Origin of the sequence: Collinsella aerofaciens, assembly GCF_040910325.1 — a bacterium.
In the GTDB taxonomy this organism is placed as follows: domain Bacteria; phylum Actinomycetota; class Coriobacteriia; order Coriobacteriales; family Coriobacteriaceae; genus Collinsella; species Collinsella aerofaciens_BL.
In genome coordinates, this window is record NZ_JBDGAV010000002.1 from 27,064 (window position 1) to 44,524 (window position 17,461).

Here is a 17,461-nt window from a genome sequence, read left to right on the forward strand (position 1 = left end):
ATAGCCTCCGACCACGGATGGTCAGAGGCTATTTGCAAGCAAGTTTTTTGCTGGTTTACCCGTATATGCGCTGGGGCTGCTCTTCGCCCTTGACGGAGGCTTCAGTCACAACGACCTTGGAAACGCCCTCCTCACTGGGCAGATCGAACATTGTCTGCTGAAGCACGTCCTCGCAAATGGAACGCAGGCCGCGGGCGCCGGTCTTGCGGGCGAGCGCCATGCGGGCGATCTCATGCAGGGCCGCATCCTCAAACTCAAGCTCAACGTCCTCGAGCTGGAACATCTTGCGGTACTGACGCACCACGGCGTTCTTGGGCTCGGTCAGGATCGACACCAGGTCGTCCTCGTCGAGCGCCTGCGTCTGGGTGACAACGGGCGTACGGCCCACGAACTCGGGAATCATGCCAAAGGCGTTGAGGTCCTGCGGGAGCACCTGACGCAGCAGGTCGTTCTCGTCGACCGAAGTGGGGCCGGCGATCTCAGAGTTAAAGCCCACGCCCTTGTTGCCCACGCGATCGGCAATAATCTTGTCCAAACCCACAAAGGCACCGCCGCAGATAAACAGGATGTTGGTCGTGTCGATCTGCAGCAGCTCCTGCTGGGGATGCTTGCGGCCGCCGGTGGGCGGAACGCTTGCCACCGTGCCCTCAAGGATCTTAAGCAGCGCCTGCTGAACGCCCTCGCCCGAGACATCGCGGGTAATGGAGAGGTTCTCGGCCTTGCGGGCGATCTTGTCGATCTCGTCCACGTAGATAATGCCAACCTGCGCGCGCTCGATATCGCCATCGGCAGCATTGATGAGCTTAAGCAGGATGTTCTCCACGTCCTCGCCCACGTAACCGGCCTCGGTGAGTGCGGTGGCATCGGCGATGGCAAACGGCACCTCGAGGATGCGCGCGAGCGTCTGGGCCAACAGGGTCTTGCCGGTACCAGTGGGACCGAGCAGCAAGATGTTGGACTTGGCGAGCTCCACCTCGTCCATATCGTTGTCGAACTGCGAGCCCATGCCGCCGTCAAAAGCGGACACCGCAGCGCCGCCCTCGATCACGCGGCGATAGTGGTTGTACACGGCAACCGACATAGCGCGCTTGGCGTCCTCCTGACCCATGACATAGGCCGAAAGCTCGTCATAGATCTCGTGCGGCGTCGGCACGTGCGTGATGACCTGGCGGTCGTCCTCGAGCTCAAAGCCCTCGGTCTCGGGGTCCACGGCGGGCTGCCCAGCAGTCTGGCCGTGGTCGTTGAGGAAGCCCGGCAGCTTGCCGTTACGGGCGGCGTCCATAAAGTCCGAAGCCAGCGACTCCTCAAGAATCTCGGAGCAGGCGGCAACGCACTCGTCGCAGATAAAGATATTGGTCGGGCCCTTTACGAGGCGACGGACCTGACCCTGCTCTTTTCCGCAGAAGGAGCAGCGGATGGGGTTGCCGTTCTCGTCGAAGCCGTCCAGCATGTTACCGGCCATCCTAGGCGTCCTTCGCGGCGAGGTCGCGCGAGGTGACAATACGGTCGATCAGGCCGTAGTCGAGGGCCTCGGCAGCCGTGAGGTAGTTGTCACGCTCGGTATCGGCCTGAACCTTCTCGATGGGCTGGCCCGAGGCGTCGGACAGGATCTGGTTGAGCTCACGGCGGGTCTTCTTGATCTCCTCGGCCACGATCTCGATCTCGGTCTGCTGGCCCTGTGCACCGCCGCTGGGCTGGTGAATCATGACCTTGGAGTGCGGCAGGCAGAAGCGCTTGCCCTTGGCGCCGGCCGAAAGCAGCACGGCGGCCATGGACGCGGCCATACCGACGCAGATGGTGGAGACCTGCGGCTTGATGAAGTTCATGGTGTCCAGAATCGCCAGGCCGGAGTAGACCTCGCCGCCGGGCGAATTGATGTAGAGCGAGATATCCTTCTCGGCATCCTGGCTTTCAAGATGCAGCAGCTGGGCAACGACCAGGTTGGCGCTGACGGAGTTGATCTCCTCGCCCAAGAAGATGATGCGGTCGTTGAGCAGGCGCGAATAGATATCGTAGCTGCGCTCGCCGCGCGGCGTCTGCTCGATAACGTATGGCACGAGGGCGGAATCGAACTTAGCGATCATACGCATCTCCATTTCTCTTACGGACCAATAGTGGTTCTAGATAAACGTACGGTGCCCGCATGCTATGCATTGGCTGGCACCGTACGAAGCAACCGGATAACCGGTGTATAACTTTACCCCATCACGGGCGCATGCATGCGCTCGCGGGCAAGGTGGCGAGAATTACTCGGCGTCCTTGGCGGTCTCGTCGACCTCGGTCACCTTGGCGTTCTCGACCAGGTGGTCGACGGCCTTGGAGCGACGGATGGACTCGCGGACGGCAGGCATGCGGCCATCGGCGATGAACTCGGCCTTGGAAGCCTCGACGTCCTTGACGCCGGCCTTCTCGAACTCGGCGTTGATGTCGTCCTCGGTGACCTCGATCTTGAGCTCACGGGCGAGGGCGTCCAGAGCCAGGGACTCACGGGCAACGTCGTTGGCCTGCTTGTGCAGGTCGCCGATGAACTGCTCCATGGTCAGACCGGAAGCGGGCAGCCAGGTGTCCAGCGTCATGCCGCGGGCAGCGAGGTTGGACAGGAAGTTCTGGCCAAGCTCCTCAAAGACGGACTGCTCGTAGTCGGCATCCATCTCGTCGAGCTGCAGGCGCTCGGCGAGAGCGGAGACGCAACGGTTCTCCTTCTCGGCCGGGAGGCGAGAAGCCTTGTCCTGCTCGATCTCGATCTTGATGGCGTCGCGCATGGCCTCGATGCTGTCGAAGCCAAAGTCGGACTTGACGAGCTCGTCGGTGAGCTCGGGGGTGTTGCGGACCTTGATGCCCTTGACGGTGACCTCGACGGTGTGGGTCTCGGCCTCCTCGCCCTCCTCGACCTCGTCGGTCCAGGTGACGGTCTTAACGTCGTCAACGTTAGCGCCGATCAGAGCCTCGTTGAACTCCTTGGGGTTGCTGTCGCTACCGGCGATGAGCATGCGGCCCTCGGCGGCGAAGTTGTCGGCGTTCTCGACGGCCTTGAGGTCGACGGTGACGTAGTCCTCGGCCTCGACGGCGCGACCCTCGACGTCCTCGAAGGTGGCACGGTAGTTGAGGAGCATCTCGACCTGGTTGTTGATCTCGGACTCGGTGACCTCCGCAGGGGGCATCTCGATCTCGACAGCGTCGAAGGAGGAGAGCTCAGCGGCGGGACGCAGGGAGAACTCGACGGTGTAGGTGTAGTCCTCGTGATCCTTGGCGAGGTCGAGCTCCTTGTAGTCACCGTTCTTGGTGGGGACGATGTCCAGCTCGTTGAGGACGGCGGGCTCGTTGGCGGCGATCAGGTCGTTGGTGGCCTGAGCGAGGGTAGCCTCGGCGCCAAGAGCAGAGTCGATGACCGGACGGGGAGCCTTGCCGGCGCGGAAGCCCGGGAAGCGGTACTTCTTGGCGGTGTCCTTGTAGGCCTTCTTGATCGCGGCGTCGACGTCGGCGGCCGGGATGGTGACCGTAGCGGTGAGCTTGGCGTCCTTGACGTCAGAAGCGGTGATGTTCAACACGTTCCTCCTCATACTGCCCAGCTTATCTGAGGTGCTGGTACCTTTATGCAACAAAGAGTCGCGACGGCCGAAGCCGACGCAGATGCGTTGGTGCGGGCGAAAGGACTCGAACCTTCACGGGAATCCCACCAGAACCTAAATCTGGCGCGTCTACCAATTCCGCCACGCCCGCATGAGCGCACAGACTAGGAATGATAGCAGATACGAACGACAAGCGCACGCACACGTTTTACAGGCTCACGACCTCACCACGAGTGCAAAAGGCGGGGCGAGTTGCCCCGCCCCGCCCATTACGACTTGTTCGCTGACCCGCTACTCCCCCAGCAGGGCCTTCTCGGGCGTGATGGGCAGTGAGCGAACCTGATGGCCAGTGGCGTGCGCCACGGCCGAGGCAACGGCGGCGAGTGGCGTGTTGATGACGACCTCGCCGATCGACTTGGCGCCAAACGGGCCCGTCGGCTCGTAGCTCGGCTCAAAGGCCACGCGAATGCTGCCGATATCCAGGCGCGTGGGCAGCTTGTAGCTCATAAAGTTGCCGGTGCGCAGGCGACCGCGGTCATCATGCTCGACGATCTCGTAGAGCGCGTGACCGATACCCTGGGCAATGCCGCCCTCGGCCTGGACGCGCGCGAGCGCCTCGTTGATCACGGTGCCGCAGTCCACAGCCGCCGCGTAGTCCACCACGGTCACCTTGCCGGTGGCCTTGTCGACCTCGACCTCGGCAATGCCGGCCATAAACGGCGGAGGCGAAACGGGCAGGCAGGCAGAGGCATGCGAGGTCAGCGCGTCGCCGCCCGCGATGTTCTTGACGCACAGGTTGGCAAAGTCGCGCAGCGTAAGGTAACGGTTCTGCTCGCGCGCGGCACGCTCGTCGGACAGACGCACGTACTGGCCATCGAAGACCACGTCGGCGGCGTCCACGTCCCACATCTGGGCTGCCTTGGCGCAAATCTTCTCACGCAGCTCGGTCGCGGCGTTCTTGGCGGCAAGGCCCGTCACGTACGTACCCGAGCTCGCGTACGAGCCGGCATCGAACGGCGACACGTCGGTGTCCACGCCGCGTACCACGATCATTGAACTCTCCACGCCCAGCTCCTCGGCGGCAATCTGCGCCAGGATCGTGTCGACGCCCATGCCGTTATCGGTAGCGCCGGTGCCGATGGTAATAAAGCCGTCCTCTTCCAGGCGCATGTCGATGCCGGCGATATCCACGTTGGAGATACCAGAGCCCTGCATGGTGAGCGCGCAGCCAAGGGCGCGCACGCGGTCGCCCAGGTCCACGGCCAGCGGCTTGTCGCGCCAGCCGATCATGTCCATCGCGCGCAGCAGGCAGCGGTCGAGCGCGCAGGCGTTGAGCTTCTCGTTGTAGTACTGCGGCATGACCTCGCCCTCGCGCACGATGTTCTTAACGCGCAGGTCGGCGGGGTCCATGTGCAGCATGTCGGCGAGCTCGTTGACGGCGCTCTCCACGGCAAACTGGCCCTGGGTGGCACCGTAGCCGCGATACGCGCCGCCACGGTTGGTATTGGTGTAGACGGCGTCCCAGCTAAAGCGGCTTGCCTTCACATGGTTGTAGATGGGCAGGCTCTTGTGGCCCGAAAGGCCGATCGTCGTGGTGGCGTGCTCGCCGTACGCGCCGGCGTTGGACAGCGTATGCAGGTCGATGGCCGTGATGGTGCCGTCGTTCATGGCGCCCAGCTTAACGGTCATCTGCATCTGGTGGCGCGAGTTGCCCGCGGTGATGGTCTCCTCGCGGGTGTAGCAGCAGTAGCTCGGGCGGCCGGTCTGCTGCGTCACGAACGCCACGAAGATCTCGCAGCAGCCCGTCTGCTTGGAGCCAAAGCCGCCACCGATGCGCGGCTTGATGACCTGCACCTGCGACTGCGGAATGTCGAGCGACTGCGCGACCATGCGGCGAACGTGGAAGGGCACCTGCGTGGAGGTGGTCACCGAGATGCGCCCGAACGCGTCGGTCGTCGCGAAGGCGCGGAAGGTCTCCATGGGCGCGGTCTGCGTGGCCTGGCTGGTGTAGGTACGCTCAAAGACGATGTCGCTCTGGGCGAATGCCTCGTCAAGGTCGCCAAAATCACTGGTACCGCTGCACACCAGGTTGCGAGCAACGTCGCCGCCCTGCGGGAACATAAAGGTCACGTCGCCCTCGGGGTGGACCACGATGTCGTTATCGAGCGCCTGGGTAAAGTCGAGCAGGGGCTCGAGCACCTCATAGTCGACCTTGATGAGCTTGAGTGCCTTGTCGGCGGCCTCCTCGGTCTCGGCGGCGACGATCGCCACCTCCTCGTTTTGGTAACGGACGAGGTTCTCGAGAATCAGGCGGTCGTAGGGACTCGGCTGCGGATAGCTCTGGCCGGCGATGGTAAAGCGGCGCTGGGGCACGTCCTCGTAGGTGTAGACGCCCACCACGCCGGGCACCTTCAGGGCGCGCGATGTATCGATGGAGCGGATCTTGGCGCGGGCATAGGGGCTGCGTTTGAGCTTGACGATCAGGGCGCCGGCGGGCACCAGGTCGCCCGTGTAGACGGGACGTCCCTCGAGCAGGGCCTTCGAGTCCTTCTTGGGCTGCTTGTGAGTGATCTGCTTGTAGGAGACACCGTCGCAGCTGGTGTCGTTGACCGGCAGCTCGGGCATCTCAAAGCCCACCTGCACGCCGGACTCGTTGAGGAAGCGCACGATGGCGCGCAGCTGGCTCTCGTAGCCGCTGCAACGGCAGAGGTTGCCGGCAAGCTGGCGCGAGAGCTCCTCGCGCGTGGCGACGAGGCTCGGGTCCTCCTTGGCGGCGCGGGCAAGCGCCAGCACGTTCATGATAAGGCCGGGGGCGCAAAAACCGCACTGCTCGGCGCCTTCGGCAGCCATTGCGCGGGCGAGCGCCTCGGACTCGGCCTTGAGGCCCTCGAGCGTGGTGATGGTGTGGCCCTCAACACGGGCGGCGGGAACCGAGCAGCTCAGCACCGGGTCGCCGTCGAGCCACACCGTACACAGACCGCAGTTGGTGGTCTCGCAGGCGCAGCGCACCGACGCGCAGCCCTGCTCGCGCAAAAGCGAAAAGAGCATGGTGTCGGGGGCAATCTGAACCTTGACCTTGCGGCCGTTGAGCGTAAAGGAAAGATCGATGAGTTTGGCAGCCATTAGCGCACCTCGCTAGAATCGACGCCGGGCACGCGGCGGCAGGAATACTCGTCCGTGGCAAACTTAGGCACTTGCACGGACTCGAGCTCGCGGGCAAGCGCAGCCGAGAGCTCGATGCCGGCGGCGCGACGCACAGCCTGGACGGCAAGCGGGGCCGAGATGCGGCGGCGGTAGTCGGCCGAGCCCCAAAGGTTGGTGCCGTAGCTCAGGGAACGCACGGATGCGGCAAGGGCGCGAAGCTCGTCCTCGGAAGGCTGCTCGTTCACCAGGCCACAAGCCTCGCCCTGCAGCAGGGTCGCGCGCAGCGGGCGGGCGCCCACGGTGACATGCCAGCTGTTGTCCCACCAGGCGGCGGTGACGTTTAAGGAGGGGAAGTCGGTCGCGGCCTTGCGCACGGCCTCGTAGCTCGCACGGTAATCGTGCTTGACGACCACGACGCGCTCGATCACGTCACGTACGTAGCCCATGTCCACGAACTCCGCGAGCGGCACGCGGCCGGCGCCCGTCAGCTCAACATAGGAATCGAGCGCCAAAAAGGCCGAGAGCACGTCCGAAAAACCAAAGCGGCCGTAGATGCTGCCGCCCACCGTGGCGGTATTGCGCAGCTGCACGCCTACGATATCGTGGACGGCGAACTCAAAGACATTGTTGACAAGCGCGTTGAGCCCGGCATGACGCTCGAGCTGGCGCAGGGTACACATGGCACCGATGCGAAACTCGGTCTCGGTCTCCTCGATCTGATCGAGTCCGCAGGCCGAAAGGTCAATCGCCGTCGCGACGCGACGCGAACCCAAGCGCATCCAAATGCCACCGCCCACAATCTTGTTGTTGCGGTTCTTCTGCAAGAGCTCATAGGCTTCGGCCGCGTTTCCAACACGGACGTAGGTACCGAACTTGAGCACGTTCTCCCCCATCTCTTCACTTGTCCAGTACCTTTAAGTGTACCAAACGAGGGGCCGCACACCGTTTTAGGACAAAATCCACCCACCCATACATAACTTGCGGTGATATACGGACTGATTAGCCGTTCTGGAACGCAAAACAGTCCGTATATCACCGCAAGTTATGAGGAGTCCTCCGGGATAGAAAAGGCTCCCAGCCAGATAGCTGGGAGCCTCATCACATGCTATGTCGAGCGAAGATTTAGCAGACGCCCTGGGCGAGCATGGCGTCGGCAACCTTCAGGAAGCCGGCGATGTTGGCGCCCATGACAAAGTTGCCCTCCTGGCCATACTCCTTGGCGGTGTCGTCCACATTGTGGAACATGCCGCGCATGAGCTGCTCGAGCTTGCCGTCGACCTCCTCGAAGGTCCAGGACAGGTGCTCGGCGTTCTGGCTCATCTCCAGGCCGGACACGAGCACGCCACCGGCGTTGGCAGCCTTACCAGGCATAAAGGCAACGCCGTTCTCCTGGAAGTAGGTCGTGGCCTCGATGGTCGTGGGCATGTTCGCGCCCTCGCCGACCACCTTGCAGCCGTTGGCGACGAGCGCCTGGGCATCCTCGAGCAGCAGCGTGTTCTCGCGAGCGCAGGGCAGCGCGATGTCGCAGGGCAGCTGCCACACGCCGCGGCCGTCACCCTCGTGCCACGTGGCATTGGGCTTCTCGTCGACGTACATGGCGAGCGTAACGCCCTTGTCGTGGCCGGAGCGCTTCTTGTTGTAGATGTGCTCGAGCACGGTGTAGTCGATGCCGTCGGGATCCTCGACCCAGCCGTGGGTGTCGGAGCAGGCGAGCACCTTGCCGCCGAGCTGGGAAACCTTCTGGACGGCGTAGATGGCGACGTTACCGGAGCCGTGAACGACGACGTTCTTGCCCTCGAAGGAGTCGCCGCGGCTCTTGAGGTACTCGTCCACAAAGTAGGCCAGGCCGTAGCCGGTGGCCTCGGTACGGGCGAGCGAGCCGCCAAAGGAGAGGCCCTTGCCGGTAAGGACGCCGGTCCACTCGTTAGTCAGGCGCTTGTACTGACCGAACAGGTAGGCAACCTCGCGGCCGCCAACACCCAGGTCGCCGGCGGGAACGTCGGTGTTGGGGCCAATGTGGCGATAGAGCTCGGTCATGAAGGACTGGCAGAAGTGCATGATCTCGTTGTTGGACTTGCCCTTGGGGTCAAAGTCGGAGCCGCCCTTGCCGCCGCCCATGGGAAGGGTGGTCAGGCTGTTCTTGAGGATCTGCTCCAGGCCCAGGAACTTGAGCATGCCCAGGGTGACCGTCGGGTTAAAGCGCAGGCCGCCCTTGTAGGGTCCAATGGCAGAGTTGAACTCGACGCGATAGCCGCGGTTGACCTGAACCTTGCCCTGATCGTCGACCCAGGGAACACGGAACATGACGATGCGCTCGGGCTCGACGAGGCGCTCCAGCAGGGCGGCCTCCTCGTACTCGGGGTGGGCGTCGAGCGCCGGCTGAATGGTGCCGAGAATCTCGGTCGCGGCCTGGATGAACTCAGGCTGCTCGGGATAGCGGGCCTTGAGCTCTTCGAGAACTTTCTGCGTGTAGCTCATGCTTCCTCCAATGATGGGAAACGAAAATGTTGGTCGCGGCACCCTATGCGCCGCGAGCTTTATCGTGTATGGATAATATCGCACTGTTGCGGGAAAGTTTCGCATAAGCCGACGAGCAGATGTTTCGTTTTGATTACGATGCAGGTAGAAGCGTTTTTGAGTGCCTGACGTGCAAAACCCGTGTTTCAAACCTGTTTCGCCCACATGTTCCGAACCACCACATTGTGGACAGGCACCTTTGTGGTAGTGTGGCGGTTAGAGGACGAGCTGATGGTAGTCGGCGGGGGTTACGCGGCCCTCGGTGGCGGCGCGGAAGGCGGCAAGGGCATCGCCCGAGAACGGCATGGCCCAGCACAGGCCGCAACCTGCGGTAATGGAGCCGGGCAGCGGCATGATGCGCCCGGGCACACCGGCGGCAAGGCACAGCTGTTCGCATTCCATCACATCGAAGGTGCTATCGAACGAAACGATGATCTTGCGTTCATGGTCGAGAGCATCACCGGACGGGCCTTCGCGGCGTGCATCGCGATACGCCGCGGCGGCCGCTTCCTCTTCCGCAGTATGTCCACAGCCACCGCAACCGCAGGTACAGGGTTCGGACCCGTCGCAAGTGCAAGGTTCTCCCGTGTCGGGACAAATATCGTGAGACATGGCAACTCCAATCGTCTAGGCGAGTAACTCGGCCGCCGCAAACTCCTCGGGCGTATTGACGTTCTCGAAGCAGAGCGTCGAGCCCGCGGCCTTAACGATCTGCGGCTCATCCATATAACCGGCCTGAACGCGATTGATCAGACAGCGAATGCGCTGTCGGTCGCAGGAGAGCAGCTCTTGGGCAACCGGCGCACACGCGTCACGGCGCCAGACGGCGCAAAGCGGCTCAATCCCCCGCTCCTCGCGCGGCACGCACACATCGAGCGCCTCGGCCTCAACACGATCGGCGAGCGCGCCGATGAGTTCCGGCGAGACAAACGGCATATCGCAGGCGACGATCGCCACGAACGGCAATCGCGCCGCGGCCAACGAGCTCGCGATGCCGCGCATGGCACCCGCCGGTCCTTCAAGGTCCGCCACCACACGCGGCACCAGACCGCCAAACGCGTGCTCTTCAAGATAGGCAAGCTCGCTGGGACGCGAAGTCGTCACGACCAACTCGCCGGCAACTGTCGCTAGCCGACCCAGCACGCGCTCGATGAGCGGTTCGCCGCAAAACGCCATGCGCGCCTTATCGCGGCCCATGCGTGAGGACAGCCCGCCCGCTTGGACGACGCAAGAAAGATCGGCCCGTCTTACGGTAGTCATACGGCAAAACACCTCCATCGGCATGCTCGAAACCCGGTGCACGAAGCCAAATACCGTCGCCGATAAAGCGGGCGGCACGGCAAACCCATGCAAAAACAAAACAGCGCCCTTGCGGCACGCAGCAAGACCGCGAGCACAAAAGCGCTGGTAGCGTATGGCGGGAACGTATGTGAATCGAACACATCCAAGACGTTTTGCACGCCTCGCAACGGTTTTGAGGACCGCGGAGCCCACCGGAGCCCATCCGTTCCCAAGTGCGCCGGTATTTTACCAAACCGAAACGGCTCCATCCCAAAAAGACGAGCAAGAAGTTGCGGTGGAATAGTTCCTGGTTTGGCGTTAGATGCCGAAAACAGGAACTATTTCACCGCAACTGATAAGGGTGGGCTAGCGCAGGGAGCGCAGGCCACCGGCTTCCTTGTCGAGCGCCGTAAAGCGCACGGCATCCAGGTGTTCCAAGATGCTGATGGCGCGTTTGCGCGACACACCCAGGGCCTCGCGCAGCACGCTCGTGGTGGCAGCGCCGCCGGCTGCCTCTATGGCGGCGGCGACAAGCTCACGCGCATGGGACTCGGCGGCAGCGGACAGGGCAACGTCGCGCTCGACCTTAACGATCGAGCGGTTGAGCGAAAGCTCGCGCAGGGCACGCGTCATGGTGTCGCGACCGAGCTGCAGCTGTTCGCCCACCTCGGGAAGCGCCGGTGCATCCAGGCCAGCCTCGTCAAGCAGCGCGACGATGCGCTCGCAAGCCTCTCGCACCACGCGTGCCGCCGCGGCGGCCGAATGCAGATCGAATACCTCGGCGCCCTCGGCGGCGCACACGCCACGGGAGCAGCCCTCGGCAATCAGGGCCGCGGCAACGCCTTCATCAGCGGCAGGCCACGCAGCATGGGCAACGGCGCCAGGCGTAAAGCCCGTTTCCTTGGGAGCCGCCGCGTGCATGGCTGACAGGGTCGCCGCCAGTGAATCCATCGCAGCGTCGAGCACGGCGGCATTCACATACAGCGCATCGCCCGAGCCGGCAAGCTCGTATACAGCACCTCGCGCCACCAACTCTTTCAGCGCGGCATCGGCCCCACCGGAAACAAGATCCAGCGCCGCGGCAACGTCGGCAGCCACGACCGGCAACGTCTGCAGCGCCAACCACGCCTCAACACCAGCAACGGCATTGCCGGCCTCAAGTGCCGCAAGCAGTGCGCGCTCCCCCGCCGAAAGCTCGCGCGAGCGACGGCAGCGCGAAAGCAGCACACGTCCGCCGCCAATAAGCATAACGGGCGAATACGACAGCACCACGGCATGGTCGCCGGCACGCAGCGGAAGTGGTTCCTCCAAGCGTACCTGCACCACTCGCGTCTCGCCCACCGCCATGAGGGCCTCGCCCTCCATGAACATGATGCGGCCGACGACTTCGGCCGTACCCGCCATCACATGCACGCGCGCACCCGACTCGAGCACACGCGGCTTGGCTCCCTCGCGACCCAAATACGTAAACGCCATCATAAAGCGCAGCGTCTGGCCAAAGCGACCCTCCACGCCGAGCATCTCACCACGATCGAGCGCAGCGACGCCATCGCCAACCAGGTTGAGCGCCACACGCTGACCGGGCAGCGCCTGCTGCGTGTCGCCATGCACTTGGATCCCACGTACGCGGCAGGCCGTGCGCGACGGCAGCGCAACGAGCACATCGCCCACCGCAACCGGCGCATCGTGCAGCGTTCCCGTCACGACGGTGCCGGTGCCCTTGATCGTAAAGCAGCGGTCAATCGGCAAGCGCGGCGCGGCATCGGTACGCTCGGCACGGTCGCGGCAGGAATCCCAGCAGGTACCAACCTGATCGTCAAGCGCGGCCAGCAGCGCGCCAATCCCCTCGCCGGTCTTGGACGACACGGGGACCATCGGCGCGCCCGCAAACACGGTACCCGACAAAAAGTCATCGACATCGAGCTCGGCAAGCTCGGTCATCTCGGCATCGGCCAGGTCACACATCGTCAGCGCCACCACCATATGCGTGACGCCCAGCAGCTCCAGCACGTGCACGTGCTCGCGCGTCTGCGGCATTACGCCCTCGACGGCAGAGACCACCAGCACGGCAACGTCGATGCCTGTCGCACCCTGTACCATAGCGCGCAGGTAATGCGCGTGGCCCGGCACGTCGACAAGGCCAACGATCTTGCCGCTCGGCAGTGCCAGTTCGCCAAAGCCCAGCTCCACCGTCATGCCCCGGCGACGCTCGACCTCCAGGCGATCGGGATTCTTGCCGGTCAGCGCCTCGATCAGTGCCGACTTACCGTGGTCGACGTGACCCGCCGTGCCAACGATAACGGGACACTCCACCAGCGCCTGAACCTCACTCATCGAGCAATCGCCTTCTTAACGCACGCAACGAGCGTCGATGCCGCTGTCTCGATATCGCGGTCGCCCACGAGCGTACGGACGTCAAACAAAATGCGATCGTGCGAGGTTCGTGTGACGACCGGAGTGTCGAAATCTTGGACGAGCGAGCGCTTGAGTGCGTCAACGGAAAGACGCTCATCGACAAGACGCACGGCAACGCACATGGTGGGCAACTCGACGGTAGGCAGCGAGCCGCCGCCGGGAGTCGACGACTCCTCGACGATTTCCACCTGCACGGCACACGGGCAGCCAGCCTTATCGAAGCCCGCCACCATCAGCTCGCGCAGCTTGCGTGCGCGACGCTCCAGATGAGCCTGCGGAAGCGTGAGCATGTTGAGCACCGGCACCTCACGATGGGCCACATCCGCCCCATCCATGTAAATGCGCAGTGTAGCCTCGAGCGCCGCGAGTGCGAGCTTGCCCGGGCGCAGGGCACGCATAAGCGGATGCGACCCGCAGGCCTGGACCAGATCGCGACGGCCCATGATAATGCCCGCTTGCGCGGCGCCCAGCAGCTTATCACCCGAGCACGACACGATATCGAGCCCTGCCGAAACCGAAGCCGGCGTGGTTTCTTCGCCGCCGCGCACCAAGATGTCGTCGGGCAACAGCGCGCCCGAACCCTGGTCCTCGTAGAACAGCAGACCATGCTTGTGGGCCAGGGCGGCAAGCTCCCGAGAGCCCACTTCCTCGTGAAAGCCCTCGATGCGATAGTTGGAAGGATGGACCTTGAGGATCATGGCCGTATCGGGCGTAATGGCTTGCTCATAATCTGTCAGGTGTGTGCGGTTGGTGGCGCCGACCTCGACGAGCTTGGCGCCCGAAGCCGCCATGACATCGGGGATGCGAAAGCTGCCGCCAATCTCGACAAGCTCGCCGCGGCTGACGATAACCTCTTTGCCCGCAGCATGAGTCGCCAGCACTAGCAGCACGGCGGCGGCGTTATTGTTAACGACCAGCGCGTCCTCGGCTCCGGTAAGCGAGCGAATGAGCTGCGCGGCATGTTCCTTACGCGACCCGCGCGAGCAGGTGTCCACGCTGTACTCGAGCGTGCTGTAGCCGCGCGCGACCTCGGCCACGGCCTTGGCAGCCGATTCCGCGAGCGGGGCGCGACCCAAGTTGGTATGGATAACCACACCCGTGGCGTTGACGGCGGGACGCAGGCTCGGCAGCGCGGAGCGATGCGCACGCCACTCGATGGCCGAGGCCAGCTCGCGCTTGGAACGCGGCGCGGCACCGGCGCGAATCGCGGCGCGCTCCTCGTCGAGCTCAGCAGTCACAGCAGCATGGACCACCGCGTCGTAGGTCTCCCCCGCCGCCTTCACAACCGGCCACTCGGCAAGCAGCTCGTTGACGGAAGGAATGGCGCGCAGGCGGGCGCGTACCTCATCGGACATGTTCTGGCTATCGCTCATGTGCGGCCTTTCAAAAGAAACGTGGATCAGTCGAATACATCAGCTGAGTCAATTACTCGTTATTATCCTCGCGCGCCGCGATCTTTTCCACACGAACGGCGTTTTCCTGGGTGAGCGCGGCACCCGTCAACGGGTCCCAGCGCAGCGGCGTATGGTCGAGCGGGCCCACGCCCAAGGCTTGAGCGCCACCGGCATCGGCGCCAAACGAACGCCCGCCGGGGGCGGCCGACGTAAAGATACACGCCGGATGCAGATACGGCGTCGGCTCCACGCGCACGCGGTCGCGGCCCATATCGCTCACGAGCTCGACGATCTCGCCGTCGGCGATGCCCATGTGCGCAGCAGCATCGGCATTCATCTGCACGGCATCCAGGTCCGATCCAGCCTCGGCGGCACCTTGGGCCGCGAGCCTTCGCGAGGTATGCGACTCAAAGGGACGGTTGCCGCTAATGAGGCGAAACATCCCCGGGCCGGGCTCCACCATGGGCGCGATCCAACCGGGAACGCGGCCCAGGCCGGTTCGGCCCCACACGTCGCTTGCTAGCGCGATCCTGCCACCGTTCAAGGGAATCGCCGGCTCGCCCGTACGCGACGGCAACGCAACACCCGTGTCGGCCCAGCCGCGTTCCTTGAGCTCGTCCAGATTGATCCCAAAAGGCGCCACCTGGGCAGCCGCCAGATCGTCAGACGTAAACTGGAAGTACTCGCCCACGCCGCAGGCAGCAGCCAACCCGGCAAAGATCTCCCGACCGGGACGCGTGTCGTCATGCTGCACGGGCAGCACGGCATTACGGTAGAACACGCGCGCATCGTTGCTGCCTATCACCGTTCCCACGCCACGGTCGGCCTCCAGATACGTCACGTCGGGCAGCACGAAGTCAGAAACGCGCGCTGTCTCGGACCAGCGAATACCAACGGTCACGAGCAGATCAAGCTGTTCCAGAATCGATAGCCACGCCCCGGCGTTGCCATAGCCCGCGCCGGGATTGCTGGCGTAAACGATCAGCCCGTGCAGGTCCCCGGCAAGAATCGACTGACCGATGGTCGTACACAGGCCGCGCACCGGATCGACCAGTGGATAGCGCTCGGACCCCAACTTGGGCTCACGCGGCACCGGCGGCGTCGCAAAGCGTGCGGGATCGAGGTCGCCCAACACAAGCGGCGTGGGTGGATTGAGCGCGCCGCCCGCATGTCCGATACAGCCCAGCAGCACATCGACCAAGCAGATAGCGCGCGCGGTCTGGGTGCTATTGGCATACGCGATACCGATGCCACCATGAAAGCCCGCATCCACCACAGCGGCAGGCGCGGCGGCAGCGAGATCGCGCGCCGTGGCGACAATCTCTGTAGCCGGCACGTCGCACATCGACTCGGCCCACTCGGGCGTCCAAGCACGGGCCGCCTGCGCCAGCTCGTCAAAACCCGTGGTATAGCGGGTCACGAACTCATGGTCATACAGGTCCTCGGCAATCAAGACATGCGCAATGGCCAGCAGCAAGGCCAGGTCGCAGCCCGGGCGCACGCGCAACCAGCGGTCGGCAATAGCAGCCGAACCGCTGCGCCGGGGGTCAACCACGATAATCTTCGCCCCACGGCGACGCGCATCGTTGAGCGCATCAACGGCCCCCATCGTCGACGAATCGACGATGGAACGCCCCAGGTACATGATGCAATCGGTATGCGCCAGGTCGGAGGCGGGGCTGTAGCCTAGGCTGTGCTCCCAACCGGTGAGACGGCTTACCTCGCAGGCGCCGTCGGCACCGTACACGTTGGGCGAGCCAAGCGCATGCATAAAGCGATGCGCCCAGTAACGGTCGAACGAGGGCACGCCGAGCGTCATGCCCAGCGCACGGGGACCATGCCCGTCAACAATCTCCCCAAGGCGCGCTGCGATCTGCGCGAACGCCTCGTCCCACGAAATCACATCGAACCCCGAGCCATCAGCTCGTCGGCGCATGGGGTGCACAATGCGATCGTGCTCGTCAAACGGCATTGCCAGGCGATGCCGACCGCGGGCGCAGAGGGCACGCGCCGCGCACGGATGCCCCGGCACCGGCAGCTCGGCCACCACGCGACCGTCCTCAACGCGTGCCGCAAAGGCGCAATCGGCATAGCATCCCCCGCATGTGGTCACCACGGCGCGACCGTCACGCTTCACAGCAGATGCCATCTCGATTACCCCTTTCATCAGCCAAACACAACAGGCCAAAAGCCCGGCAACGAGCCCCAGACCCAAAAAGCCTCCCGCACGGCAACGCCCCGCAGGAGGCCCAACGTCAAACAGACGGTATCTTACGCCTCGGACTTCTTGGCGTAGATAAACCAGTAGCCGAGCGCGACCAGAACCGCGCCGCCCACGATGTTGCCCAGCGTGGCGGCGGACAGGTTAAACGCAATGCCCGCGGCGTTGAGCGCATCGGCGCCGGCGACGTCGGCACCATAGCCGCACGCGTGCATCACGGCACCCATGGGCAAAAAGTACATGTTGGCAACGCAGTGCTCAAAACCGCAGGCCACAAAGGCGGCAATGGGCAGCAAAATGCCCACGACCTTATCGACCACGGTCTTGCCGGCGGTACCGATCCACACGGCCAGGCACACAAAGATGTTGCACAGGATGCCGCGGAAGAAGATCGTCACCCAGTCGACCGTCACCTTGCCGGCGGCGACGCTCACCATGGAATTGGCGACCGCCTCGCCGTTGAGCTTGTAAATGCCAGCCATGTACACCAAAAAGACGATGAACAGGGCACCAGCAAAGTTACCAAGCCACACGACGACCCAAGCCTTGAGCATCTGGACCAGGGTGATCTTTTTGCTCTTGAGCGCGCAGACCATAAGCGAATTACCGGTGAACAGCTCGGCGCCGCACACCAGCACGAGCACCAGGCCCAGGCAAAAGCACAGGCCGCCCACGACGCGCTGGGCGCCCCAGCCCAGCGTGCTATCGCTCAAGAACACGGTAAAGAACAGGCCGCCGAAGGCAATAAACGCACCGGCGAACATTGCCAACAGAAAGGCCTTTGCGACCGGCAGGTTGGCCTTGGTCACGCCGGCGGCCTCGGTCTTGGCCTCGATCGCGGCAGGCGCCAGGCAATCGGGAGCGGGGTACTCCACCTTGGAATCTGCCATGTCAATCACTTCTTTCCTAATCAGCAGGGA

General features: G+C 63.8%; 12 protein-coding genes and 2 tRNA genes. All 14 read right to left on the bottom strand.

The genetic code is table 11. The features are described 5' to 3' along the window. Window positions 1-55: 55 nt before the first annotated feature. The gene (gene clpX, locus AB5Z25_RS01285; protein WP_368134604.1) at window positions 56-1,462 is read right to left on the bottom strand and encodes an ATP-dependent Clp protease ATP-binding subunit ClpX; all 1,407 of its coding nucleotides are present in this window, start codon (window positions 1,460-1,462) and stop codon (window positions 56-58) included. Between the two features lies 1 nt (window position 1,463). Beyond that, a complete protein-coding gene (locus AB5Z25_RS01290; protein WP_022095182.1) occupies window positions 1,464-2,084 on the bottom strand; it encodes an ATP-dependent Clp protease proteolytic subunit in 621 nt (206 codons plus the stop codon). 162 nt (window positions 2,085-2,246) lie between these two features. Beyond that, window positions 2,247-3,548, bottom strand: coding sequence for a trigger factor (tig, locus tag AB5Z25_RS01295; RefSeq protein ID WP_226812433.1), 1,302 nt, complete (start codon window positions 3,546-3,548; stop codon window positions 2,247-2,249). 88 nt (window positions 3,549-3,636) lie between these two features. Further along, window positions 3,637-3,720 (bottom strand) — tRNA-Leu (locus tag AB5Z25_RS01300). 140 nt (window positions 3,721-3,860) lie between these two features. Beyond that, the gene (locus AB5Z25_RS01305) at window positions 3,861-6,692 is read right to left on the bottom strand and encodes a molybdopterin-dependent oxidoreductase (protein ID WP_368134605.1); all 2,832 of its coding nucleotides are present in this window, start codon (window positions 6,690-6,692) and stop codon (window positions 3,861-3,863) included. After that, window positions 6,692-7,606 (bottom strand): FAD binding domain-containing protein, encoded by a 915-nt coding sequence (locus tag AB5Z25_RS01310; protein ID WP_346979049.1) that lies wholly within the window; start codon window positions 7,604-7,606, stop codon window positions 6,692-6,694. The genes AB5Z25_RS01305 and AB5Z25_RS01310 overlap by 1 nt, the downstream gene beginning before the upstream one ends. Before the next feature lie 229 nt (window positions 7,607-7,835). Further along, the gene (gene gdhA, locus AB5Z25_RS01315; protein ID WP_346979050.1) at window positions 7,836-9,191 is read right to left on the bottom strand and encodes an NADP-specific glutamate dehydrogenase; all 1,356 of its coding nucleotides are present in this window, start codon (window positions 9,189-9,191) and stop codon (window positions 7,836-7,838) included. 255 nt (window positions 9,192-9,446) lie between these two features. Then, a complete protein-coding gene (locus tag AB5Z25_RS01320) occupies window positions 9,447-9,842 on the bottom strand; it encodes a putative Se/S carrier protein (RefSeq protein WP_195363849.1) in 396 nt (131 codons plus the stop codon). A gap of 15 nt (window positions 9,843-9,857) precedes the next feature. Beyond that, window positions 9,858-10,490, bottom strand: a complete 633-nt coding sequence (gene mobA, locus AB5Z25_RS01325; RefSeq protein WP_346979052.1) for a molybdenum cofactor guanylyltransferase — start codon at window positions 10,488-10,490, stop codon at window positions 9,858-9,860. A 155-nt stretch (window positions 10,491-10,645) separates the two neighbouring features. Continuing rightward, a tRNA-Sec gene (locus AB5Z25_RS01330) sits at window positions 10,646-10,742 on the bottom strand. Between the two features lie 135 nt (window positions 10,743-10,877). Continuing rightward, window positions 10,878-12,845, bottom strand: a complete 1,968-nt coding sequence (gene selB, locus AB5Z25_RS01335; protein ID WP_271748349.1) for a selenocysteine-specific translation elongation factor — start codon at window positions 12,843-12,845, stop codon at window positions 10,878-10,880. Then, window positions 12,842-14,299: an L-seryl-tRNA(Sec) selenium transferase gene (selA, locus tag AB5Z25_RS01340; RefSeq protein WP_368134606.1), complete on the bottom strand. Its 1,458-nt coding sequence runs from the start codon at window positions 14,297-14,299 to the stop codon at window positions 12,842-12,844. The genes selB and selA overlap by 4 nt, the downstream gene beginning before the upstream one ends. 52 nt (window positions 14,300-14,351) lie before the next feature. Then, entirely contained in the window at window positions 14,352-16,469 is a 2,118-nt protein-coding gene (locus AB5Z25_RS01345; protein ID WP_368134607.1) for a molybdopterin-containing oxidoreductase family protein, read from the bottom strand. Window positions 16,470-16,591: 122 nt separating this feature from the next. After that, the gene (locus tag AB5Z25_RS01350; protein ID WP_117790756.1) at window positions 16,592-17,431 is read right to left on the bottom strand and encodes a formate/nitrite transporter family protein; all 840 of its coding nucleotides are present in this window, start codon (window positions 17,429-17,431) and stop codon (window positions 16,592-16,594) included. Window positions 17,432-17,461: the final 30 nt, after the last annotated feature.